We start from the raw sequence: 21833 nt of genomic DNA on the forward strand, positions 1-21833 counted from the left end.
TCCCCTTTGGCAAAACGGATTTCCGGGCGCAAGACTGGCGAAGAGACACGCGATTTCCGCCCCTCGCGCGACGAAATCCTCGCTTTCATCAAGGAAAATCCCGATCAGGCCGGGAAGCGCGAGCTCGCTCGCGCCTTCGGCCTGAAGGGCGCCGACCGCGCATGGCTGAAGGATCAGCTGCGCGAGATGCAGGAAGAGGGGCTGCTGAAGAAGCAGTCCAAGCGGTTTACCCGCGCCGATGCCCTGCCCCACGTCTCCGTCCTCGACGTCTTCTCACGTGACGATGACGGCAACCTGCTCGCCCGCCCGGCGGAATGGCCGGAAGAGAACGGCTCGGCTCCGCTCGTGTCGATCCGCCCCTCGCGCGATGCAGCCCGCACTCCCGGCATCGGCGAACGTGTGCTCGCCAAGGTTTTCCCGACCGACCTTGATGAAGGTCCGGCCTACACGGCCCGCGTCATCAAGGTGTTCGAGAAGCGCCGGGACGCGGTCCTCGGCGTTTTGCGCCAGCTGCGTGACGGCTCGTATCGCATCGAGCCGGTCGAGCGCCGGCAGTCAGAGCTGACGGTGGACCGCGACTATCTCGGCGGCGCCAAGCCCGGCGACCTGGTCGAGGTCGAGCAGGTCACTTCAGGCAGATACGGCCTGCCGAAGGGCAAGGTGCTCAACGTGTTGGGCTCGCTGAGCAGCGAGAAGGCGGTCTCGATGATCGCCATCCACGCCCACGACATTCCCTACATCTTCTCGCAATCCGTTCTCGCTGAGGCAGAAGCAGCTGCGCCGGCAAGCACGGAGGACCGCGAGGACTGGCGCTCGCTGCCGCTCATCACCATCGACCCGGCAGACGCCAAGGATCACGACGACGCCGTCTATGCCGAACCGGACACGGACGAGAAGAACCCGGGCGGCCACATCGTCACCGTCGCGATCGCCGACGTCGCCTATTACGTGCGGCCGGGCTCCGCGCTCGACCAGGAAGCGCTGAAGCGCGGCAACTCCGTCTATTTCCCGGACCGCGTCGTGCCGATGCTGCCGGAGCGGATCTCGAACGACCTCTGTTCGCTGCGCGAAGGCGAGGACCGCCCTGCCTTGGCCGTGCGGATGACGTTCACCGCGGACGGCCGCAAGATCCGCCATTCCTTCCACCGCATCATGATGCGCTCGGCAGGCAAGCTCGCCTACCCACAGGCGCAGGCGGCAGTCGACGGCAGGCCGGACGAAAAGACCGCACCGCTCCTCGAGCCGGTGCTGAAGCCGCTATGGGACGCATATCGAGCTCTCAAGCGCGGCCGCAACCATCGCGGACCGCTTGAGCTCGATCTGCCTGAACGCAAAATCCTGCTGAAGGAAGACGGCACCGTCGACCGGGTCATCGTCCCAGACCGGCTCGACGCGCACAAGCTCATCGAAGAATTCATGATCCAGGCGAACGTCTCGGCGGCGGAGACGCTGGAAGCCAAGCACAAGCGGCTCGTCTACCGCATCCACGACGCGCCGTCGCTCGCCAAACAGGAAGCATTGCGCGAATTCCTGCAGACCATCGGCCTGTCGCTGGCACGCGGCGCGCAGCTGCGGCCATCCTCCTTCAACGGGATCCTTTCGCAGGTTGCCGGCAGCGAGCATGAGGCGCTGGTCAACGAGGTGGTGCTGCGCACCCAGAGCCAGGCGGTCTATTCGCCTGAGAATCTCGGGCATTTTGGCCTCAACCTGCGCCGCTACGCGCACTTCACCTCGCCGATCCGCCGCTACGCCGACCTCATCGTCCATCGAGCGCTGATCAGCGCGCATGGTTTCGGCCCTGACGGCATCACCAACGAGCAGGAAGCGCGGCTCGAAGAAATCTCGGCATTGATTTCGACCGCCGAGCGCCGCGCGATGGCTGCCGAGCGCGAAACCGTCGATCGCCTCATAGCGGAACATCTTGCCTCTCGTCTTGAAGAGTCTTTCCAGGCGCGAATCTCTGGTGTCACCAAGGCGGGGCTGTTCGTTCAGCTGCCTCAATTTGGCGCAGATGGATTCATCCCTATTTCGTCCCTTGGGGACGACTACTATATCTTCGACGAATCGGCCCGGGCTCTGTTCGGTGAGCGAAGCAGGAGGGGATATCAGCTAGCTGACACGGTTGACGTGAAACTTGTCGAAGTGGCGCCGCTAGCGGGCGCCATGCGTTTTGAAATGCTTAGTGATCCGAAGCCCCTCCCGGGCTCGAAACAGTCCTACCACAAGGCCCGCCGTTCCAAGGAGCGCGCCCGGGCCAAGGCTCCACGCCGTGGAGCAAGGAGACGATGATGGAAACCCAAGTATTCGGCGCGGCTGCCGCTGCCGAGCGCCCGATCGGCCAGTCGATTTTCCGTGGCATGATGTGCCGCTGCCCCAACTGCAACGAAGGCAAGCTGTTCAACCGCTACCTCAAGGTAGCGGATCGCTGCGACAAGTGCGGCGAGGATTTTCACCACCATCGCGCTGACGACCTTCCAGCCTATCTCGTCGTGACCATCGTCGGCCACATCATGGTTGGCGTCTACATGGGCCTCGAGAAGATGTTTGATCTGGGCATCTGGACCCATCTCGCCTATCTCGGCCCACTGACCCTCGCCATGACCCTGGCGATGTTGCCGCCCGTAAAGGGCGGCGTCGTGGGTCTGCAGTGGGCCTGCCGCATGCACGGATTCTCCGGTGAGAAGGAAGCACTGGAGACACATCCGGAACTGCAGAACTCATGACGGAAGGCGGCGCAAGGCGCCTGTCGATGGCCGGCATGAGCCGCGCCGAAATTGACAAGACGGAACTGAAGGACGCAGCACTGGGTCCAGGGCCACTCCGCCCGAAGGACGCAGCTACGCTCATTCTCCTTGACCGGTCGGGCAGCGAAATCCGCGTTCTTCTCGGCCGGCGCCATATGCGCCATGCCTTCATGCCCGGCAAATTCGTCTTTCCGGGCGGCCGCACAGATCCCTCCGATGCGCGCGTACCTTTCGCTGCGCCGCTGCATCCGAGCGAAGAAGCCAAGCTCGTTAATTCGCGCACCAGCGCGACACGGGCGCGTGCGATCGCCATGTCCGCAATTCGCGAAACTTACGAGGAAGCGGGCATTCTGATCGGCAAACGCGGCTCGTTCGAGACCGCCAAGCCAGACTGGCAGGGTTTTGTCGAGAACGGCGTCTGCCCTTCTCTGGCACCGCTGCGCTTCATTGCCCGCGCCATTACCCCTCCCGGACGAGTCAGGCGCTACGACACCCGTTTTCTCGCCGCATTCCGGGACGATGTCGCCCTCGAATTGCCTGAAGGCGGACCTACGGACGAGCTTGAGGAAATCGTCTGGCTCCCATTGGCCGAAGCGTTGGAAGCCGATATTCCCGGCATCACCAGGACAGTTCTCGGCGATCTGCTGGAGCGGCTGAAGCAGGACCCCGGCCTGTCGCCGGGCGGCGCTGTGCCGTTCTATTACCTGCGCCACAATCGCTTCCAGCGCGACCTGATCTAACAGAACCACAATCGCAAGGCATTTCGCATGGCACCAGATTCGCTGGCCGCTCAAGAGGACGTGCTTACCCACGTACGGTGGCTTTCCGTCTCGGCGGCTGTCGCCTCCATCAGCGTTGTCGGCATCGCGATCGGCCTTGGCGTCCCGCTTCTGTCGGTGATTCTGGAATCGCGCGGTTTTTCTTCCACGATGATCGGCGCCAACACGGCAGTGGCCGGCATTGCCTCTATCGTCGCCGCGCCGTTCGTAACTCCGCTCGCGACCCGATTCGGCGTCGTGCCGATAATGATCGCGATGATTCTGCTCGGCGGCCTCTCCTTCGTCGGCTTTTACTTCGCGCCGGCGTTCTGGATGTGGTTCCCGCTGCGCGCCGCGCTTCATTTCGCGCTGACGACCCTGTTCATCCTATCCGAGTACTGGATCTCAACCTCGGCGCCGCCCAACAAGCGCGGGCTGGTGCTCGGCATCTACGCAACCGTCCTGTCGCTGGGATTCGCCTTCGGCCCGTTCCTGTTCTCAGTGGTTGGCTCCTCCGGCTTCCTGCCCTTCGGCATAGCCTTTGTGCTGGTCATCATCGCTGCCCTACCCGTGATGGCGGCGCGCAGGGAAGGGCCGGACATGCGTGCCGAGTGCGACCACACCTCCAGCGGCTTCGTCCGCTACATCTGGATGGTCCCGATGGCGACCGCTGCCGTGCTGGTGTTTGGCGCGGTTGAAACTGGCGGTTTCGCGCTGTTTCCCGTCTACGGCACCCGCATCGGCTATTCGGAGGCCGACGCAGCGCTTCTCCTGACCGCCGTCGGCCTGGGCAACGTCCTCCTTCAGATCCCGCTTGGCATCGTCAGCGACCGCATGAAGGACCGCCGTGTCCTGCTGGTCATCTGCGCGGCTGTTGGTCTCGGCGGCGTACTGATTCTCCCCACAATCGCCGACAGCTGGCTCCTGAGCGCCGCAGTGCTGTTCGCTTGGGGTGGCGTTGTCGCCGGCCTCTACACGGTCGGCCTCGCCCATCTTGGCTCGCGACTCTCCGGCCGCGACCTCGCCTCGGCCAACGCCGCCTTCGTGTTTTGCTATGGAATCGGCATGCTCATCGGCCCGCAGGCGATCGGCGTCACAATGGATATTGCCGGACCGAACGGCTTTTCCTGGGGCCTTGCCATCTTTTTCGGTGCCTATCTGCTCTTGGCGCTGTTCAGGATGGGCGTAAGGGCTGCGCGGACTTGACATTTCCCCGGGGTCGTTTATGTCTCCGCGCGAGTTTTCCGCAGGCCGGGCCGCCGCCCGCACTGATGCGGCAACGAGACCCCGAGAAGAGCGGACCTAGAACATGGCCAAAGCTACGACGATCAAGATCAAGCTCCTGTCTACCGCGGACACCGGTTTCTTCTACGTTACCAAGAAGAACAGCCGCACCATGACCGAGAAGATGACCAAGCGTAAGTACGACCCGATTGCGCGCAAGCACGTCGAGTTCAAGGAAACGAAGATCAAGTAATCTTCGCTCCGGCGCTGAAAACGAAAACGCCGCCCTTCGGGGCGGCGTTTTTCGTTTGTGCGGCTATGGAGTTGGAACTGGGGGCCGACCAGCAGCTGACAGCGGTACGAGGAGGCCGCTATACGCCAGCGCCGGCCGGCCGACCCCACGGACCCAGGAGATGCGGCGGACCTGAGCATCATGGGGTGTTTGAAATCAGAACGTGATTGTTTCGCCCCGCCCTGACCCTGCGGAAGATTTGCGCAGCTTCGTGGCAAAATCAATCAATTCTTAACCACGCGACAATTTTTCCTTCCAACGAGGTAAATTCTGTGATCGCCAAGTGAAAAGTCGATTCGAAGGCGGCTCAGGCAGCTGCGGCGACCACCCGGTTGCGCCCGCCGTTCTTGGCCTCGTAGAGCGCCATATCCGCCCGTTTCAACATCGCGCTGACGCTGTCTGAAGGGCCCTGCAGGAAGGACACGCCGACGCTGACTGTGACGTCCAGCGTCCCCTGCCCCGGAATGTCGAACGGCGCCGCAGCAATCTGCCCGCGGATACGCTCGGCGACCTTCTGTGCGATCTCGCCGGGGGTTTCCGGCATCACGACCACGAATTCCTCGCCACCAAAGCGGCAGACGAGATCGATGCCGCGCACGCCCCGGCGCACCCGCTCCGCGAACTCCTTCAGCACCGCGTCGCCGGCGTCATGTCCCCAGCCATCATTGATGGACTTGAAGCGGTCGATGTCGGCGATCAACAGCGACAGCGGCGTTCCGCGGTTCTGTGCCCGCTCGAATAGGGTCTGCAGGTGCGTATCGAGATAGCGGCGGTTGTTGAGGCCGGTCAGAGGGTCCGTCACGGCCATCTCTATGGTCTGGGCCACGGAGGCCCGCAAATGGTCGTTGTAGCGCTTGCGACGCACCTGTGTGACCAGGCGGGCAATCATTTCGTGCTGGTCGAGAGGCCGCACGAGATAGTCATTGACGCCGAGTTCCAGTCCCCGCACGAGCCGCGCGTCCTCGCCCTGATCGGCAAGCAGCATGATTGGTACGAAGCGCGTGCGGTCGAGCGTGCGCAGCTGCGAGCAAAGGCGCAGCGGATCGAAATCCGTCAGAGCGGTGCTGATCAGCACGCAGTCGAAATCACCCTCCGCCGCCTTGAAGAAGGCGCCCTGCGGATCCGTCTCGCAAATAAGCGTACAGCGGCCGCGCAGCATCCGCTGGATTCGGTCGACCGAATGCTGTTTGTCATCGACCAGCAGCACCGTCGGCTGTGTCTCATCGATAGAGGCCCGGCGTGACAGCAACTCCTCGATGCCGATTGCGCGAGTGGTGGAGGCGCGCAGACGCAGCTCGTCGGTGAGGCTCTTAAGCCGCACCAGACTCTTCACGCGCGTCATCAGCTGGAGGTCGTTGGCCGGCTTAGTGAGAAAATCGTCGGCACCGGCCTCAAGGCCGCGTACGCGGTCGCTCACCTGGTCGAGTGCAGTCACCATCACGACCGGAATGTGCTGGGTCGCCGGATCGCTCTTGAGGCGCCGGCAAACCTCGAAACCGTCCATGCCCGGCATCATCACGTCGAGCAGAACGACGTCGACATTGCCGCGCTCGCAGATGTCCAGCGCATCCGCCCCATTGGAGGCGGTCAACACCTCGAAATATTCGGCGAGCAGCCGGGCTTCCAGAAGCTTGACGTTGGCAGGAACGTCATCGACGACGAGTATACGCGCCGTCATTACGCATCTCCCAGATAAGACTTGATGGTCTCGATGAACCTTGCGACTGAGATCGGCTTGGAAATGTAGGCCTCGCAGCCGCCCTGCCGGATACGCTCCTCATCTCCCTTCATCGCGAAAGCGGTGACCGCAATCACCGGGATCGTGTGGAGCTCGTCGTCCTCCTTGAGCCACTTGGTGACTTCGAGGCCGGAGACTTCCGGCAGCTGGATGTCCATCAAAATGAGATCGGGTTTGTGCGTACGGGCGAGGTCGAGCGCCTCCAGCCCGTTGCGCGTCCGGACGGTTTCGTAGCCCGACGCTTCGATCAGGTCGCGGAAGAGCTTCATGTTGAGCTCGTTATCCTCGACGATCATAACCTTCTTCGCCATTGCAACCCTGTCCGGTACTTGCGCACCACCCTCAAGAAGAATTCAGGTGATGCTACATCAATCAGATTGACGAATGGCAAACGAAATAGGCGGCTTGAGAGCTATCCGTTCGGATGAGGCTTGCTCAGCTTGAGCTGCCGGCGCTAAATCCTTCCCATGGCAACGCACCCGAAAGATTCCTCCGCACGCGAAGCTGCCGAGCAGATCGCGATCTCGGCCCTCGGCTTCATCGCCAGCGACCCGGCGCTGATGCCTCGCTTCCTCGCCATCAGCGGCATCGAGGCTTCGCAAATTCGCCAGGCAGCCGCTGAACCGGGCTTCTTTGCCGGGGTGATCCAGTTCATCATGGCGCATGAGCCGACGCTGCAGGCCTTCTGCGAGGCGACGAATACGCCTCCCGCCGACGTCGGTGCTGCTCTGCGCGCCCTGCCCTTCGGCGACGACCGCTTCGACATTTCTACCTGACACGGTCGGCTTGCTGGGCGCAATGGCTTCGCCTAATGTCGCCCTGTTCCTGAAATGTCCGGCGCCATGAGCGGTTCTGCAGCCCCTGTCCTGAAAGGCTTTTGCCGCGACTGCCTCGCGCAGCATGATTCGCCGCGTCCGCGCTGCAGCAAGTGCGGCAGCCCCAGGCTTGCCTCGCATCCTGAGCTTGGACGGCTGAGCATCGCCCACATCGACTGCGACGCCTTCTACGCAGCGGTGGAAAAGCGAGACCGGCCCGAACTGCGCGACAAGCCGGTCATCATCGGCGGCGGCAAGCGCGGCGTCGTGTCGACGGCGTGCTACATCGCCCGCATCCGCGGCGTGCGCTCGGCCATGCCGATGTTCAAGGCGCTGCAGGCGTGCCCAGAAGCCATCGTTATCAAGCCGAACATGGAGAGATATGCCGCCGTTGGCCGGCAGGTGCGCGACATGATGCTCGCGCTGACGCCGCTGATCGAACCCATCTCGATCGACGAGGCCTTCCTCGACCTGTCTGGGACCGAAAAGCTTCATGGCAGGCCGCCGGCCCTCGTCCTTTGCGACTTTGCGCGGCGAGTTGAGGCGGAGATCGGCATCACGGTGTCGGTCGGGCTTTCCTACTGCAAGTTTCTCGCCAAGATCGCATCGGACCTGCAGAAGCCACGCGGGTATTCGGTCATCGGTCAGGCCGAGGCGAAGGAATTTCTGGCCGACAAGCCGGTCACGCTGATCTGGGGTGTCGGCAAGGCGTCCGCGGCGGCCCTGGAACGCGACGGCATCCGCACCATCGGCCAGCTTCAGGTGATGGAGCGCAACGAGCTCATTCGCCGCTACGGGACGATGGGCAACCGGCTCTACTACCTCGCCCGCGGCGAGGATGACCGCCGGGTGGAGCCGGAACACGAGGTGAAGAGCGTCTCGGCTGAGACAACCTTCGATGACGATCTCTCTTCGCTCGATGATCTGGTGCCGGTCCTGCGCGCATTATCGGAAACGGTCTCGGGGCGACTGAAGAAGGCAGGCCTTGCCGGGCGCACCGTGGTGCTCAAGCTAAAAACCGCCGACTTCCGCATCCGCACCCGCAACCGCCAGCTGCCGGACGCCACGCGCCTTGCGGACAAGATCTTTGCCTCCGGGCTCGAGCTGCTGCGCAAAGAAGCCGACGGCACGCAGTACCGCCTGCTCGGCATTGGCGTCAGCGACCTTTCCGACGACGAGCGCGCCGATCCTCCCGATCTCGTCGACCTGAATGCGAGAAAGCGCGCCATGGCGGAACTCGCCATCGACGCGCTTCGGGAAAAGTTCGGAGGCAAGGCCGTGGAGACCGGCTACACCTTCGGCAAGGCTGTAAGGGGCAGGCCGCAGCGCGACGCCGACTAGCCGCCCCCTCCACGCAATCAGATGCCGACAGTTGGGCGGCGGAAGAAGCCGCCAGAGCGAGGCGCCGAGACTTCCTGAACCGGACCTAGCTCGTCCGGTGCCGGCGGCTGAGGCTGCGGTTGCGGCTGCGGGTTGATCTGGCGGGCAACCCATTCCGGCAGCTGCTTCTGCGGGTACATCAGCGGCTCGTCCTGCAACACGACGACATTGGCGCCTACCGGAACGCGGCCGTAGAGGTCGATGATGTCTTGGTTGAACAGACGAATGCAGCCCGACGAGACCGCGAGGCCGATCGACCATGGCTCGGTTGTGCCATGGATTCGGAACAGCGTGTCGCGGCCGTCCTTGTAGAGGTACAGCGCACGCGCGCCGAGCGGGTTGGTAAGCCCCGGCTCCATGCCGTCGGCAAGGTGGCCGTAGCGCTCTGGATCGCGCTCTATCATGGACCTGGTCGGCGTCCAGCGCGGCCATTCGGCCTTGCGTCCGATCTTCGCGGCGCCTTCGAAGGCAAGGCCATCCTTGCCAACGCCGATGCCGTAGCGCAGCGCCTTGCCGTTTTCCTGAACGAGGTAGAGGAAGCGGTTGGCGGTATCGATGACAATCGTCCCCGCAGGCTCGGAACGATGGTAATCGACCTGCTGGCGCAGGAAGCGTTCTTCGACCTTGGAAATGTCGGTCGCGGGAATCGGAAAGCGTTCGTCGGGAAGCGGGCCGTACATGGCCAGGTAATAGGGAGACGGACCGGGAGCTACCGCCTGAACGACCTTTCCGGTCGTCGTGCATCCGGCAAGAAACACCGGCACGGAAGCAAGGAAAAAGCGCCGGGACATACCCGCGCGGGTCGAGCGGGTGTCCGGTTCACCGGCATCGGTCTTCACACACATAAGCGGACCTGAGACTAGTTCTTGTTGACACGCGCCAAGGGACGCAGGCGAGTGCACCACCCAGATGGTGCTTGATGCTCAATGCCCGCCAAACATGGCGACGAAGGGAGAATCTCGCGGCAGAAAAGTGGCAAGAAGCTCCCGTGGCGCAATTGCCACAGCTGCTAGTTACCCAGAACCTCGTCGTAGGCGCGGAGTGCGCCCGGAACGCCAACGCCAGACAGAATGGCGGCGTTCTCCGGGGTCGGCACGCTCATCGCGGTGAAGGTTCCCACTTCCAGGGAACGGATCGCCTGGTAGGCGGTCACGAGGGACCCGGGACTGATCGAGGAGATTTCCTTGCGGTACAGTCCTTCCGTGCCACCAAAATCTGTGTTTGCACCACCAGCCCTCGCCGTCTGCGACGATGGGAAGAGGTAAGCCACTACAGCAGAAGAAGAATCGACGTACATGGAGGAATCCATCCCGATGAATTGTCCGGGCTTCTAACCTCCATATGTCGCTGCGGGCTTAACCGCCACCTCGCAATTTGTTTCAAATGCGAGGTTCCACACCTTACGCGTCGAGCATGTCCTTAACGGTTGTTGCCAGCTGCTTCAGCGTGAACGGCTTGGGCAGGAAGCCGAACTTCGCCTCCTGCGGCAGGTTTTTGGCGAAGGCATCCTCGGCATAGCCCGACACGAAGATAAACTTGATGTCCGGCTGGCGCTTGATCAGCTCGCCAAGCAGCGTCGGTCCGTCCATTTCCGGCATGACGACGTCGGAGACGACAATGTCCACCTTGCCGCCTAGTTCGTCAAAGATCTCCAGCGCCTCGATGCCCGAGGTCGCCTCGTGAACGGTGTAACCGCGCGATACCAGCGCGCGCACGCTGCCCATGCGCACCGCATCCTCGTCCTCGACGAGGAGGACGGTCGCGGAGCCGGAGAGGTCCTTCGCCGCGGGCTTTTCCTGGGCTGGCGCCGCCGCTGCAGCAGTTGCGTCGCCATTGGCGGCTGCGGCCTGCGCTTCCTCGTGGACGTGCCTTTGCGCCTCGACGACATGGCGCGGCAGGAAGATGTGGAACGCCGTGCCCTTGCCCACCTCGGACGTGCAGAAGATGTAGCCGCCCGTTTGCTTGACGATGCCGTACACCATCGACAAGCCAAGGCCGGTGCCCTTGCCCACTTCCTTGGTGGTGAAGAACGGCTCGAAGATCTTTTCCAGCACTTCCGGCGGGATGCCGGTGCCGGTGTCTTCGACCTCGACCATCACATAGTCGCCCGGCACGAGTTCGCGGTAGCCGAAGCTTGCGCATTCTGAGGCAAGCACGTTGCGCGTGCGGACCGCCAGCGCGCCGCCGTTCGGCATCGCATCGCGCGCATTGACCGTTAGGTTGACGATCACCTGCTCGAACTGGCCGATGTCGGCCTTGACCGGCCAAATGTCGCGGCCGTGTTCGACAGTGAGCTTGATCTCGTTGCCGACGAGACGCGACAGCAGCATGCGCAGATCGGCAAGCACGTCGGTGAGGTTGAGAACTTCCGGACGCAGCGTCTGCTTGCGCGAGAACGCCAGCAGCTGCCGCACGAGCGAGGCCGCGCGGTTCGCGTTCTGCTTGATGTTCATGATGTCCGGGAAGGACGGATCCGACGGACGGTGGTTCGCAAGCAGTAGGTCCGACGCCATGATGATGGCGGTCAGCACGTTGTTGAAGTCGTGCGCGATGCCGCCGGCGAGCTGGCCTACCGCCTGCATCTTCTGGCTTTGCGCCATCTGGGCCTCGAGCGCCTTCTGCTCGGTCGTCTCGACAGCGTAGACGATCGCCGCTTCCTCGGCGCCGTCGCCAGTGCCGCCATCGGCGACCGCGCTCACATAGAAGCGGATGTGCCGCTCCTCGTTGCCCGGAATCACCGAATCTATCGGCGCGATATCGGCCTGCCGCTGGCGCGCCTTAGCCAGCGCCGCCTCGAAGGCGTCGCGGTCGCGCGGATGGATGACCGCCTCGAGCTTGACGCGCCGGTCGAGCATGTCGCGGTCAACGACCGCTGCAAACAGCGACAGGAACGGCGCGTTAGTCCGCAGGATGCGCCCCTCCCCATCGACGCCCGCGATCGCCATCGGCGTCGAGTTGAAGAAGCGGGTAAAGCGCACTTCTGATGCGCGCAGGTCTGCCGACGCGTCCTCGCCGTGGTTGCGGTTGAGCACGATCGTGCGCGACGGACCGGGTGCTCCGTCGCGGCTGGCGGTCACGCGGTGCATGAAGCGGACCGGAAGGATCGCCCCATTTACGGTCGACAGGTCGAGGTCGATCACCGCGTTGCGCGTCTGGCCCGGATCGGCCTTCACCGAGCGCACCAGCGCCATGCCGTCGCCGGCGACGATCTGTGAGAGCGTGGTGGAGCCTGGCGTGAAGCCGGCAAGGTCGATGCCCAGCCACTCGGCCAGCGTCGCATTGATATAGGTGATGCGGCCCGCGGCATCGGCGGCAAAAAAGCCGGCGGGCGCGTGGTCGAGATGATCGATCGCCTTCTGCAAGTCGAGGAAAAAGCGCTCCTGCTCCGCGCGCTCAACCGATATGTCGGCGATTTCCCACGCCGACAGCGGTTGCCGGTATCCCGGCACCTTGAAGGTGCGAGCGCGCAGCCGGTACCAGCGCGCGCCGGTGTCGCTCCCCGGACGAATAGCGGTATTGAGGCGAAATTCGCCGTCACCGGAAATTCCGTCGCGCAGGCCCGACGCCAGCCGGTAGACCACAGGCGACGCTTCCGGATTGTCAGAAAGCAATCCTTCGATGGTGCGCACATCAGCGGCGGACGTCGCGCCGATCATTTCGGCATAGGCGTTGTTGGCGTAGACGATGCGACCCTTGATGTCGGTGACGAGCAGCCCCTGCCGCATCGTGTCGACGAAGGAGCGCGCAAGCTCGTCGGCCGTGGAGCGCGGCGCAATCTGGATGAAGCCGATCGCAGCCGTGAACAGGAAGCCGACGCCGATCATCGCCAGCATACCAAGCAGGCCAAGGAGGAACGGATCACCGAACCAGTTGCGGAACAGCGTGAACGCCACCGCCGCAACGATCAGGACAACGATGAAGATGAAGAGGCGCGTGATCGTGCCGGGACGTGCGCTCTGGTCAACGATCGCTGCGGGACGGGTTTCGCCGCCGGTATCCTTCGCCATTCCTATCCTGCCTGACCTCGACGTTAACCTCGCATACATCATGCTTAACAGCGTCCGCAAGCGCGGCTTCGGGCTCGCAAAGCATGCTGGCAATGGCCATGCCAGCCTCGCTCAAGCTTCACGCGCGGCAGATGCCGCAGACCGCTTGCCGTCTCGTAACGCGACGACTACTGTCCCAGTCATACTCCATAGCCTTAGAGGGAGCGGGCGATGCAGGCTTGGCTAGAGAGTGTTGCGCCGGGATACGGATCAGCGTTGTTATGGACGCTGGCCGCACTGATCGGACTGCTGATCCTTTTGATTGCGATCCGAATCGTTCGCGGTCTCACCTTCGGTACTTTCGTGGCAGGAGGGCGCAACCGCAAGACGCGACTTGCGGTCATGGATGCCACCGCAGTCGACAGCAACCGGCGACTGGTCCTTGTGCGCCGCGATGATGTCGAACACCTGCTCCTCATCGGCGGCCCAACCGATGTCGTCGTCGAGCAGAATATCCGCATGGTGCCACCGTCGCGTCGGCCCGTACCGGCCGACGATCACGCCGAGCACCATACTCCCGCAGCAGCCCCGGCACAGCCCGTACAGGCTCCTGTCTCCGCGCCGATGGCAGCGCCAGCAGCAGCACGCCCCGCGCCTCGAGTTGTCGCGCCCGTTTCGCCTGCGGCTCCGGCGTACCAGCCAACGGCGACGCCGGCTGGCCCCACCGTTCCCATGCCGCCAGTCACGCCCCGTCCTGCCACGGTCGCGCCGACTGTATCTTCGCTGACTTCTCGTCCCGCTCCGTCGACAGCACCGGCACCAGCACCTGCACCGACAGTCACGTCGCCCGCGGCTCCCTCAACCATTGCCAGGGTCGAACCGAAGTTTGGCTCGGCAGCATCGGAACCGGCTCGTTCCCTGCCTCCGGTGACGCCGGCGGCACCTGCGACGCCCACCACGGCGGTTCCGGCCGTGGAACCGGTCAAGCCAGTTCAAACAGCGCCGCGCCCGTCGCTCGACGAAAACCTTCTTCAAGAACTGGAAGAATCGATCGGCAAGGAAGTGAACACGTCCGCAGCGCCTGCCTCGCCGGCTCCAGCGGGATCGCAGACCGACGCCGATCGCGCGCTCGACGATGAAATGAGCCGCCTGCTCGGGACCTCGGTGCAGTGAAGCGCTGAGATTCTTCAGCCCCACCTGGAACAGATCAGGCCGAAGCTCGCCCCGGCCTTGTGCTTCGTTCACCAGTTCGCGTCGAGCAGTAGTCCGCAAAGAAAAACGGCGCCCGCTTGCGAGGGCGCCGTCTCTGGTTCTGAGAAGACCAAAAAAATGCGGCCATAGGCCGCCGCAGAAATTTAGTCGTCCCTGTAAACCTTCTCGCGTCGCTCATGGCGCTCTTGCGCTTCGATGGAGAGCGTCGCAATCGGACGGGCATCCAGTCGCTTGAGAGAGATGGGTTCGCCCGTCTCCTCGCAATACCCGTAAGTCCCCTCGTCGATCCTCTGGAGCGCTGCGTCAATCTTTGCGATCAGCTTTCGCTGACGATCGCGTGCACGCAGCTCGATCGAACGATCCGTCTCTGACGAAGCCCGGTCGGCCAGATCCGGCAGGTTGGCGTTTTCCTGCTGGAGGATCTCCAGCGTCTCGCGCGCCTCCCGAAGGATCTCGTTCTTCCAGGCGATCAGCTTTGCTCGGAAGTAGGCCTTCTGACGCTCGTTCATGAAGGGCTCGTCTTCGGAGGGAACGTAATCGTTAAGCACGATATCTGACATTCGACTCAATCCCAAAGCTGCGATCCGGCGCCTATATATTCCCCCTGACCAGCCTGCACAAGGTCAAAGACTTGAAGAGTCACACACTTGTTAAAGCCTATTTATTAGACACTTAGCGCACGGCATGGGCATCTTTACCTTGCGCTACATCCTAATTGTGCATTGCAACCAACGTTTTACCTCATTGCTTCCCCCAATCGGTCCCGCTAAACATCCATCCCGCGCCGCCCGGGTGCGCGGCAGTCTAGCTGGGGGATCCGCATGCCTCGCCTCTATCTTCTGCGACACGCAAAGGCGCGATGGGCCGAGCCCGGGGTCAAGGACTACGACCGCGGACTGGATGCGTCGGGGAAAGCGGATGCCGAGCAACTGGGCATCGACATGCTTGAGGCGGGGTACGTCCCCAACCTCGTTTTGTGCTCCGGCGCAAAGCGCGCCCGTGACACCTGGAATGCAATTGCCCAGCATGTCGAAGCAGATGACGTCCGCTTTCTAGAAGGCCTCTACAGCTCCGATGCCGCCGGTTACCTCGACATCATTCGTGAGTCAGACAGTACCGGTTCGGTGCTGGTCGTCGGCCACAATCCGATGATGGAGGACCTGGCGGTTGCCCTCTCCCGCGAGGGCGAGGAGCAGGCACTGGCGGCGGTCAGGCGCGGCTTTCCGGCCTGCGGTCTTGCCGTGATCCGCTTCTCGAGCGCGCTGGCGGAAATCGCACCGGAAGACGGCTATCTCGAAGCCTTCCTCAAGCCGCACAGCCTCTGAGCGTTTAACCATCCTCTTTTGCGGATGCTGGCAACGTCCTATATCGGGCGCAGATGAAGCCGCGACGGGGACGACTTGGCCAGCCTCACGACATTTACCGACGACGCGCTGATCGCGCTCGACACGCTTGCTGGCCACGCGACGGGACTGGTCAATCCGACGCTCCGCCTAGGGGTGACGGGCCTCTCCCGCGCCGGCAAGACCGTCTTCATTACCGCGCTCGTCCACAATCTCATTCATGGCGGCCGGCTGCCGCTGTTCGAGGCGCAGAAAAACGGGCGCATCGCCCGCGCCTACATGGAGCACCAGCCGGACGACACGGTCCCGCGCTTCCTCTACGAGGATCATGTCGCCGCGCTGCTGGAGCGCCGCGAGTGGCCTGAGTCTACGCGCGCGATCTCGGAGCTGCGCCTGACGATCGAATACGAGTCGGCGTCCGGCTGGGGCAGGCTGTTTTCCCGCGGCAGGCTTGCACTCGACATCGTCGACTATCCGGGCGAATGGCTGCTGGACCTTCCCCTCCTAGCTAAGGATTTTGCGCAGTTTTCGCGCGAGGCTTATGACCTGTCGCTTCTTCCCGTGCGTGCGGATCTGTCGGCCGAATGGCGCATTCTTGCAGCCAGCGTAGATCCGGATGCTCCGGCCGATGAGGTGACGGCCCGAAACCTCGCCGAGGCCTTCGCCCGCTATCTGAAAGCCTGCAAGGACGATTCGCGCGCGCTGTCGACGTTGCCGCCCGGCCGCTTCCTGATGCCGGGCGATCTCGACGGCTCACCTGCCCTCACCTTTGCGCCGCTGCCGAACCTGCCGGAAGGCAGGGCCAAGCCGGGTTCGCTACGGGCGATGATGGAGCGCCGCTATGAGGCCTACAAGACGCACGTCGTAAAGCCGTTCTTCCGCGAGCATGTCGCCAAGCTCGATCGCCAGATCGTGCTGGTTGATGCCATGCAGGCGATCAATGCAGGACCGGAGGCGGTTGCCGACCTCGAGAGGGCGCTGACCGAAATCCTTGCCTGTTTCCGTCAGGGTCGCACCGGCCTGCTGACCGGCCTCGTCTCGAAGAAGATCGACCGCATCCTGATCGCTGCCACCAAGGCCGATCACATCCACCACGAAAGCCACGACCGGCTGCAAGCGATCGTCCGCCGGCTTGCATCTCGTGCTTCCGAGCGTGCCAGCCTCTCCGGAGCCGAGGTCGAGGCGCTGGCGATGGCGGCGGTCCGCGCGACCCGCGAGGGCACGGTCACCCAGGGCAAGGATACGCTCCCGGTCATCATCGGCACGCCGCTCAAGGGCGAGACCATCGATGGCGAAATCTTCGACGGCGAGACGGAGACGGCGATCTTCCCGGGCGACCTGCCCGCCTCGCCCGACGCGATCCTGAAGCCCAACGGCAACCAGATCCGCTTCGTGCGCTTCCGCCCGCCCAAGCTCGAGCGCACCGCCGAAGGCGTCACGCTCTCGCTGCCGCAAATCCGCCTCGACCGGGCGCTGCAATATCTCTTGGGGGACAGGCTCGCATGATGCCGCCGCGCAAACCCGCCGCCTTCAAGGTGACGCCGATAGAGTCTGAGACAAAGGACGCTGAGCGCCACAACCGCGCCCCGCGCGCGCTTTCCCCTGAACTGGTAACCCCGGTTGAGATCGACGTTTTCGATGAGGAAGAACAGGCGCTGACCGTTCCGCCCCCGCCCGTCGCGCGGCGCCGCTCGAAACTCGGCGGAATCTTCTTCGCAGCCATCGGTATCCTGATTTCGCTGGCACTGGGTCTGTGGGTCGACAGCCTGATCCGCGACCTGTTCTCGCGCTCGGACTGGCTCGGCTGGTTCGCCGCCGCTGTCGCTGCCATCGCGGCACTTGCCTTTATCGTTATCCTCGCCCGCGAGCTGGTTGGCCTTGCCCGCCTGGCCTCGGTCGAGAAGCTGCGCGCAGGCGGCCTCGACGCCATCGCCAGCAACGATGCCCGCCGTGCCCGCGTTTTCGTGCAGGAACTTTCCGGCTTTGTGTCGCGTCGCCCTGAAACGGCAGCCGGCCGCCGTGCCCTGCAGGACCTCAAGGGCGAGATCATTGACGGCGCCGATCTGGTCCGTCTCGCCGAGGCGGAGCTGCTTGCCCCGCTCGACGCGCGCGCCCAGGAACTTATTCTCGATGCGGCCAAACGCGTATCGGTGGTGACAGCCGTCAGCCCCCGCGCGCTTTTCGACATCGCCTATGTGCTGTTCGAGGCCGGCCGTCTCATCCGCCGCCTCGCCGAGCTCTATGGCGGCCGGCCCGGCTCCATCGGCTTCATCCGCCTCACCCGCGATGTGCTGGCGCATCTGGCCGTCACTGGTGTGGTTGCGGCTGGCGACGAATTTGTCCACCAGATCCTCGGCCAGGGGCTTGCCGCCCGCGTCTCGGCCAAGCTAGGCGAAGGCGTAGTCAACGGCATGATGACGGCACGCATTGGCGTTGCCGCGATGGAGACCTGTCGCCCGATGCATTTTGCCGCCGTGAAGCGGCCGGGCATGGGCGATTTCCTTGCTTCGCTAACGAAGTTTGCGAAGGACAAGGGTGCGACAGCGGCGACCGGTGAAAGACGGTGACCAGGCCGCACCTTTGCGTGACAACCTCGATCACAATCTGCTAGACGTCACCCGAAATAGACGAACCGTTAACCATTCTTCTACATGGTTTGGCAGCTGTTCTCAGTTCTGTTCTCGGGTGTTCCAATGATCGCACGCAAGGCTCTGTCCGCGCTTCTGCCAGTTGCAACGGCGGCCGCGATTCTCAGCTTGCCGGCACCCGCGGAGGCGTCCGAGCAGGACAAGAAGTTCTTCAACAAGGTCGAGGGTGCCTGGTCCGGTCCGGGCGAAATCGTCGCCGGCAAGTACAAGGGCACGCGCTTCACCTGCAACTTCACCGGCATGACGGCGAAGGACAAGGTCGGCATGACGCTTGATGGCGGCTGCCGCGTCGGCCTGTTCACGCAGAAGATGTCGGCAAATGTCGAGCTCGCGGGCCGCAAGGGCTATCGCGGCACGTTCATGGATGGCGCGGTCGGTGAAGGACTCGATGTGATCGGAGGTCAGGTCAACGGCCGCAAGGTCACCCTGACCCTCAACCGCAATCAGCTCAACGGCGCAATGCTCGCGAGCCTCCCTGATGACGATACGCTGCATGTCACCGTCTCGGTGAAGGTCGACAAGCAGATGGTCCCGGTCATTGGCATGAACTTGAAGCGCGTCGACGCTTCAGCCATCGGGGCGATTGCCGGCAAGTAACCCCGCCGGCAATCCGGATCAGCGAAAAATCGCTTACTTCACGTTCTCGAACAGCTCGGCAAATCTGGTCTTTGCCTTGCCAGCGTGCTTTACGGCCTTCGCCTTCTCCAGGTTCGTCGGCTGACCGACCTGGACCAGCATGACCATGCCCATGCCGTAGTGCGGCGTGCACTTGATGCCGTAAACGCCCTCGGCGGTCACCGTGTAGGTGTAGTCGTCGTTGATCTTGCCCTTAAACACCTCGGCGCCCTCGGGAAGCATGGTGTTGATCGACTCGACGTTATGCGACTTGTCGGTGGCAACGAAATGGATGGTGTCGCCGGGCTGCGCCTGGATGAAGTCCGGCTGGAACACCATGGCGCCCTTGTCGCCCTTGTTAAGCATCAGGACCTCGTGCTCCGCAGCCATTGCCGGCGCGGCAAACGCCGTCGCAGCGGCCAGTGCGATCACTGCCATTGCCCTGTTCATTCTCATTTCCTTTCAAGCATCATGATGTGCCGGGCATGAGCCTGCCCGGCTGGGCTTTCCGGTCCTGTCCTTGTGGATGGTCCTAAAGGCTGCGTTCGGTTATCGGCACAATCCCCACCGAGTCCTGATTGCGATGGAACGCGATCGACAGCCGGAACGAGTGCGCGACGCGCAGGGCGCGCTCCATGAAGAGGTCGGCGACTTCCTGCGGGCAGATCGAGCGAACGGTGTCGCGGAACAGCGTCAGCCAGCGCCGGAAGTGCGGCTCTTCGAGTTCAGGGATCGAAAGATGCGGCGGCAGCGGCCGGCCGTCGTAGCGGCTGGTGCGCAGCAGCACCGACGACCAGAAGTCGCACATTTTGGCGAGGTGCACAGGCCAGGCTTCCGGTGCGATCTTCGAGTTGAAGATCGGCCCGAGCAGGTCATCGTCGCGGATCTTGTCGTAGAAACCATGCACGACGGCCCGGATCATGTCCTCGTCGAGCACCTCCGGCAGCGGTTTGCCGTCGATGACTGGCGTTCGTGAGGGTGCTGGTCGTCCCTGCATCTTGAGTCCTTTCCGGCGGCCGCAACTGCATCCGCTTTGTTGAACATGGTGATCATATTATCAGACCGCCAGTTTCCGGCTGCGCGCAAAAGCGTCGCAGTGACGTAGGGTTAGACGAGACATTCCACTGAAATGCGCTGCTCCGAGCCCCTCTTCTCATCCCGCGGCATTCCCGCCCCCGCTGCTTGTTGGTACGATCCGCGCCGATCCTAATGAAGGAATCGAACACATGGGTTCACTCACACGTTTTTCTGTCGCGCCTCTGGCGGCTATGACACGCAAGCTCGCCGCAGTCGCGTCGGGTCGCGCCGAGCCTGACCTCGTCATTCGCGATGCGCGCGTCCTGTCCACCTATTCGGAGCGCATCTTGCCGGACCGTGAGGTCTGGGTCGCCGGCGGCCGTATCGCGGCTGTGAAGCCGAACGGCACCTACAAGGGCAGCGGCGCGAAGCTCTACGATGCGCGCGGCGGCATCATCGCCCCGGGTCTGGTCGACCCGCACATCCACATTGAGTCGAGCATGGTCACCGCTTGCGCTTATGCGGAAGCAGCCCTGCTCAACGGCACGACCACGATCTTCTGCGACAGCCACGAGATCGGCAACGTCATGGACGTCGCCGGCGTCGAGGCGATGCTTGAGGACGCACGTCAGGCACCGCTGTCGATCTTCCTCACCGTTCCGAGCACCGTGCCGGCGACCTCGCCGCAGCTGGAAACCGCCGGTGGCGACCTGACGGCTGAAAAGATTGGCGCGCTGTTCGACAAGTGGCCGGAAGCCCTCGCGCTCGGCGAGAAGATGGACTTTGTCCAAGTCGCGATGGGCGACGAGCGCAGCCATGCGATCCTCGCAGCCGCCCTGCAGCGCGGCCGCCCGGTCTCCGGCCATGTTTACGGCCGCGAATTCGTTGCCGCCTATGCGGCGTCGGGCGTTACCGACACGCACGAGGCGATCGACCGCGACATCGCCGATGACCTGCTCGAAGCCGGCATCTGGCTCTTCCTGCGCGGTGGTCCTCCGACGACGCCGTGGCACAGCCTGCCGCTCGCCATCAAGACGATCACCGAGCTCGGCGCCTCGCACAAGCGCATCGCCGTCTGCACCGACGACCGCGACGCCGACGACCTGCTGATGTTCGGCCTCGACTGGGTGGTGCGCGAGGCGATCGCAAACGGCATGAGCCCGGAACAGGCCTGGGCTATGGGTTCGCTCCACGGTGCCACCCGCTTTGGCGTCGAAAACGACATCGGCGGCGTGGGCGGCGGTCGCCGCGCCGACCTGGTGCTCCTCGATGACGCGATGAAGCCGGTCAACACCTGGTACGGCGGTGAGCTGGTCGTTGAGGATCGCAAGATCACCCCGCTGCTCGACAAGGAACTGTCGGACCGCTACCGCTACCCGGACGCGGCCTACAAGACCGTCAAGCTGCCGGAAAAGGGCAAGCTCACTCCGGACCTGCCGGCTGGCAAGGTCACCGTCAACGCGATCCGCACCGAGCTGCCGGGCATTACCCTCGGCCACGAGAAGATCACGCTCGAGCCGGCCTCCAGCTGGGCCGAGCACTTCGACCGCCACAACCTCTGCTTCGTCACAGTTGTCGAACGCCATGGCAAGTCGCAGGGCAACGTCGCCCACGGCCTGCTCAGCAACTTCAACCTGAAGCGCGGCGCGGTTGCTTCGTCGGTCGGCCATGACAGCCACAACATCATTATTGCCGGCCGCAACGAGGAGGACATGCAGGTCGCCCTCAAGGCGATCGCCGACAAGCAGGGCGGCGTCTGCGTGGTGGTCGATGGCAAGGTGACGGCGATGGTCGAGCTGCCAATCGCGGGCCTGCTCTCCGACAAGCGCGTCACCGAGGTCGCCGAAGAGGTGAAGCTGCTCAAGAAGGAATGGGAAGCCGCCGGCTGCTCCATCCCCTACATGGGCTTCAACCTCATTCCGCTCTCGGTCATTCCGGAAATCCGCATCACCGACAAGGGTCTGGTGCTGGTCCCGGAGATGGAGATCGTCCCGCTCGTCGAGACGGCGTAAGCCACGAAAATGCCTTCCGGCCTCCACGGCCGGAAGGTTCCCTTCGGTT

At 63.4% G+C, this 21833-nt stretch carries 23 protein-coding genes; 13 read left to right on the forward strand and 10 right to left on the reverse strand.

The annotated features are described in order from the left end of the window. Positions 1-6: 6 nt before the first annotated feature. The 5 genes from rnr to rpmG all read left to right on the forward strand — a co-directional run bounded on the left by rnr (position 7) and on the right by rpmG (position 4979). Complete coding sequence (rnr, locus tag L630_RS0103730; RefSeq protein WP_024846943.1) at positions 7-2289, forward strand: ribonuclease R; 2283 nt, start codon at positions 7-9, stop codon at positions 2287-2289. Next, entirely contained in the window at positions 2289-2723 is a 435-nt protein-coding gene (locus L630_RS0103735; RefSeq protein ID WP_024846944.1) for a DUF983 domain-containing protein, read from the forward strand. The genes rnr and L630_RS0103735 overlap by 1 nt, the downstream gene beginning before the upstream one ends. A 26-nt stretch (positions 2724-2749) precedes the next feature. Next, positions 2750-3484, forward strand: a complete 735-nt coding sequence (locus tag L630_RS0103740; protein ID WP_024846945.1) for an NUDIX domain-containing protein — start codon at positions 2750-2752, stop codon at positions 3482-3484. Positions 3485-3511: 27 nt separating this feature from the next. Beyond that, on the forward strand, positions 3512-4708 hold the full coding sequence (locus L630_RS0103745) for an MFS transporter (protein ID WP_024846946.1): 1197 nt from the start codon (positions 3512-3514) through the stop codon (positions 4706-4708). Between the two features lie 103 nt (positions 4709-4811). Next, on the forward strand, positions 4812-4979 hold the full coding sequence (gene rpmG / locus L630_RS0103750) for a 50S ribosomal protein L33 (protein ID WP_024846947.1): 168 nt from the start codon (positions 4812-4814) through the stop codon (positions 4977-4979). A gap of 346 nt (positions 4980-5325) precedes the next feature. On the opposite strand, the gene L630_RS0103755 is transcribed toward rpmG, so the two are convergent. Beyond that, positions 5326-6696 (reverse strand): PleD family two-component system response regulator, encoded by a 1371-nt coding sequence (locus L630_RS0103755; protein WP_024846948.1) that lies wholly within the window; start codon positions 6694-6696, stop codon positions 5326-5328. Beyond that, on the reverse strand, positions 6696-7067 hold the full coding sequence (locus L630_RS0103760; RefSeq protein ID WP_024846949.1) for a response regulator: 372 nt from the start codon (positions 7065-7067) through the stop codon (positions 6696-6698). Before L630_RS0103760 ends, L630_RS0103755 begins: the two co-directional genes overlap by 1 nt. 156 nt (positions 7068-7223) lie before the next feature. On the opposite strand from L630_RS0103760, the gene L630_RS0103765 reads away from it, so the two are divergent. Beyond that, the gene (locus L630_RS0103765; RefSeq protein WP_024846950.1) at positions 7224-7532 is read left to right on the forward strand and encodes a DUF3572 domain-containing protein; all 309 of its coding nucleotides are present in this window, start codon (positions 7224-7226) and stop codon (positions 7530-7532) included. A gap of 66 nt (positions 7533-7598) precedes the next feature. Continuing rightward, on the forward strand, positions 7599-8912 hold the full coding sequence (locus L630_RS0103770) for a DNA polymerase IV (protein WP_144708677.1): 1314 nt from the start codon (positions 7599-7601) through the stop codon (positions 8910-8912). A gap of 17 nt (positions 8913-8929) precedes the next feature. On the opposite strand, the gene L630_RS22375 is transcribed toward L630_RS0103770, so the two are convergent. From L630_RS22375 to L630_RS23345, 5 genes are all read right to left on the reverse strand, one after another. Then, a complete protein-coding gene (locus L630_RS22375; RefSeq protein WP_144708681.1) occupies positions 8930-9742 on the reverse strand; it encodes a L,D-transpeptidase in 813 nt (270 codons plus the stop codon). Between the two features lie 218 nt (positions 9743-9960). Continuing rightward, on the reverse strand, positions 9961-10248 hold the full coding sequence (locus L630_RS0103780) for a hypothetical protein (protein WP_144703985.1): 288 nt from the start codon (positions 10246-10248) through the stop codon (positions 9961-9963). Positions 10249-10351: 103 nt separating this feature from the next. Next, a complete protein-coding gene (locus L630_RS0103785; RefSeq protein ID WP_024846954.1) occupies positions 10352-12958 on the reverse strand; it encodes an ATP-binding protein in 2607 nt (868 codons plus the stop codon). A gap of 258 nt (positions 12959-13216) precedes the next feature. Further along, the gene (locus L630_RS23570) at positions 13217-13507 is read right to left on the reverse strand and encodes a hypothetical protein (RefSeq protein ID WP_348601511.1); all 291 of its coding nucleotides are present in this window, start codon (positions 13505-13507) and stop codon (positions 13217-13219) included. Beyond that, positions 13495-13923: a hypothetical protein gene (locus L630_RS23345; RefSeq protein WP_245263651.1), complete on the reverse strand. Its 429-nt coding sequence runs from the start codon at positions 13921-13923 to the stop codon at positions 13495-13497. The genes L630_RS23570 and L630_RS23345 overlap by 13 nt, the downstream gene beginning before the upstream one ends. Here L630_RS23345 and L630_RS23350 point away from each other — a divergent pair. Then, on the forward strand, positions 13910-14110 hold the full coding sequence (locus tag L630_RS23350; protein ID WP_245263652.1) for a hypothetical protein: 201 nt from the start codon (positions 13910-13912) through the stop codon (positions 14108-14110). The genes L630_RS23345 and L630_RS23350 overlap by 14 nt on opposite strands. A gap of 182 nt (positions 14111-14292) precedes the next feature. Here the strand turns inward: L630_RS23350 and dksA are convergent, their stop codons facing one another. Continuing rightward, entirely contained in the window at positions 14293-14709 is a 417-nt protein-coding gene (gene dksA, locus L630_RS0103800; protein ID WP_024846957.1) for an RNA polymerase-binding protein DksA, read from the reverse strand. 261 nt (positions 14710-14970) lie between these two features. On the opposite strand from dksA, the gene L630_RS0103805 reads away from it, so the two are divergent. The 4 genes from L630_RS0103805 to L630_RS0103820 all read left to right on the forward strand — a co-directional run bounded on the left by L630_RS0103805 (position 14971) and on the right by L630_RS0103820 (position 18737). Beyond that, positions 14971-15474 (forward strand): histidine phosphatase family protein, encoded by a 504-nt coding sequence (locus L630_RS0103805; protein WP_024846958.1) that lies wholly within the window; start codon positions 14971-14973, stop codon positions 15472-15474. 75 nt (positions 15475-15549) lie between these two features. Further along, positions 15550-16998, forward strand: coding sequence for a YcjX family protein (locus tag L630_RS0103810; protein WP_024846959.1), 1449 nt, complete (start codon positions 15550-15552; stop codon positions 16996-16998). After that, complete coding sequence (locus tag L630_RS0103815; protein WP_024846960.1) at positions 16995-18059, forward strand: TIGR01620 family protein; 1065 nt, start codon at positions 16995-16997, stop codon at positions 18057-18059. The genes L630_RS0103810 and L630_RS0103815 overlap by 4 nt, the downstream gene beginning before the upstream one ends. Before the next feature lie 126 nt (positions 18060-18185). After that, positions 18186-18737 (forward strand): hypothetical protein, encoded by a 552-nt coding sequence (locus tag L630_RS0103820; protein WP_034329317.1) that lies wholly within the window; start codon positions 18186-18188, stop codon positions 18735-18737. A 33-nt stretch (positions 18738-18770) separates the two neighbouring features. On the opposite strand, the gene L630_RS0103825 is transcribed toward L630_RS0103820, so the two are convergent. Both L630_RS0103825 and L630_RS0103830 read right to left on the reverse strand, forming a co-directional pair. After that, a complete protein-coding gene (locus L630_RS0103825; protein ID WP_034329272.1) occupies positions 18771-19205 on the reverse strand; it encodes a pseudoazurin in 435 nt (144 codons plus the stop codon). A gap of 82 nt (positions 19206-19287) precedes the next feature. Then, complete coding sequence (locus tag L630_RS0103830; protein ID WP_198019532.1) at positions 19288-19677, reverse strand: group III truncated hemoglobin; 390 nt, start codon at positions 19675-19677, stop codon at positions 19288-19290. 304 nt (positions 19678-19981) lie between these two features. Between L630_RS0103830 and L630_RS0103835 the strand changes: the two genes are divergently transcribed. Next, complete coding sequence (locus tag L630_RS0103835; RefSeq protein ID WP_024846964.1) at positions 19982-21784, forward strand: adenine deaminase C-terminal domain-containing protein; 1803 nt, start codon at positions 19982-19984, stop codon at positions 21782-21784. The last annotated feature ends 49 nt before the right edge of the window (positions 21785-21833 follow it).

The organism is Aminobacter sp. J41, from assembly GCF_000526635.1.
Taxonomy (GTDB): domain Bacteria; phylum Pseudomonadota; class Alphaproteobacteria; order Rhizobiales; family Rhizobiaceae; genus Aerobium.

Coding starts and splice junctions, on each gene's coding strand:
- L630_RS0103735 (WP_024846944.1), top strand. CDS start 2,289: ATGGAAACCCAAGTATTCGGCGCGGCTGCCGCTGCCGAGCGCCCGATC.
- L630_RS0103740 (WP_024846945.1), top strand. CDS start 2,750: ATGGCCGGCATGAGCCGCGCCGAAATTGACAAGACGGAACTGAAGGAC.
- L630_RS0103745 (WP_024846946.1), top strand. CDS start 3,512: ATGGCACCAGATTCGCTGGCCGCTCAAGAGGACGTGCTTACCCACGTA.
- rpmG (WP_024846947.1), top strand. CDS start 4,812: ATGGCCAAAGCTACGACGATCAAGATCAAGCTCCTGTCTACCGCGGAC.
- L630_RS0103755 (WP_024846948.1), bottom strand. CDS start 6,696: ATGACGGCGCGTATACTCGTCGTCGATGACGTTCCTGCCAACGTCAAG.
- L630_RS0103760 (WP_024846949.1), bottom strand. CDS start 7,067: ATGGCGAAGAAGGTTATGATCGTCGAGGATAACGAGCTCAACATGAAG.
- L630_RS0103765 (WP_024846950.1), top strand. CDS start 7,224: ATGGCAACGCACCCGAAAGATTCCTCCGCACGCGAAGCTGCCGAGCAG.
- L630_RS0103770 (WP_144708677.1), top strand. CDS start 7,599: ATGAGCGGTTCTGCAGCCCCTGTCCTGAAAGGCTTTTGCCGCGACTGC.
- L630_RS22375 (WP_144708681.1), bottom strand. CDS start 9,742: ATGTCCCGGCGCTTTTTCCTTGCTTCCGTGCCGGTGTTTCTTGCCGGA.
- L630_RS0103780 (WP_144703985.1), bottom strand. CDS start 10,248: ATGTACGTCGATTCTTCTTCTGCTGTAGTGGCTTACCTCTTCCCATCG.
- L630_RS0103785 (WP_024846954.1), bottom strand. CDS start 12,958: ATGGCGAAGGATACCGGCGGCGAAACCCGTCCCGCAGCGATCGTTGAC.
- dksA (WP_024846957.1), bottom strand. CDS start 14,709: ATGTCAGATATCGTGCTTAACGATTACGTTCCCTCCGAAGACGAGCCC.
- L630_RS0103805 (WP_024846958.1), top strand. CDS start 14,971: ATGCCTCGCCTCTATCTTCTGCGACACGCAAAGGCGCGATGGGCCGAG.
- L630_RS0103815 (WP_024846960.1), top strand. CDS start 16,995: ATGATGCCGCCGCGCAAACCCGCCGCCTTCAAGGTGACGCCGATAGAG.
- L630_RS0103820 (WP_034329317.1), top strand. CDS start 18,186: ATGATCGCACGCAAGGCTCTGTCCGCGCTTCTGCCAGTTGCAACGGCG.
- L630_RS0103825 (WP_034329272.1), bottom strand. CDS start 19,205: ATGAACAGGGCAATGGCAGTGATCGCACTGGCCGCTGCGACGGCGTTT.
- L630_RS0103830 (WP_198019532.1), bottom strand. CDS start 19,677: ATGATCCGGGCCGTCGTGCATGGTTTCTACGACAAGATCCGCGACGAT.
- L630_RS0103835 (WP_024846964.1), top strand. CDS start 19,982: ATGGGTTCACTCACACGTTTTTCTGTCGCGCCTCTGGCGGCTATGACA.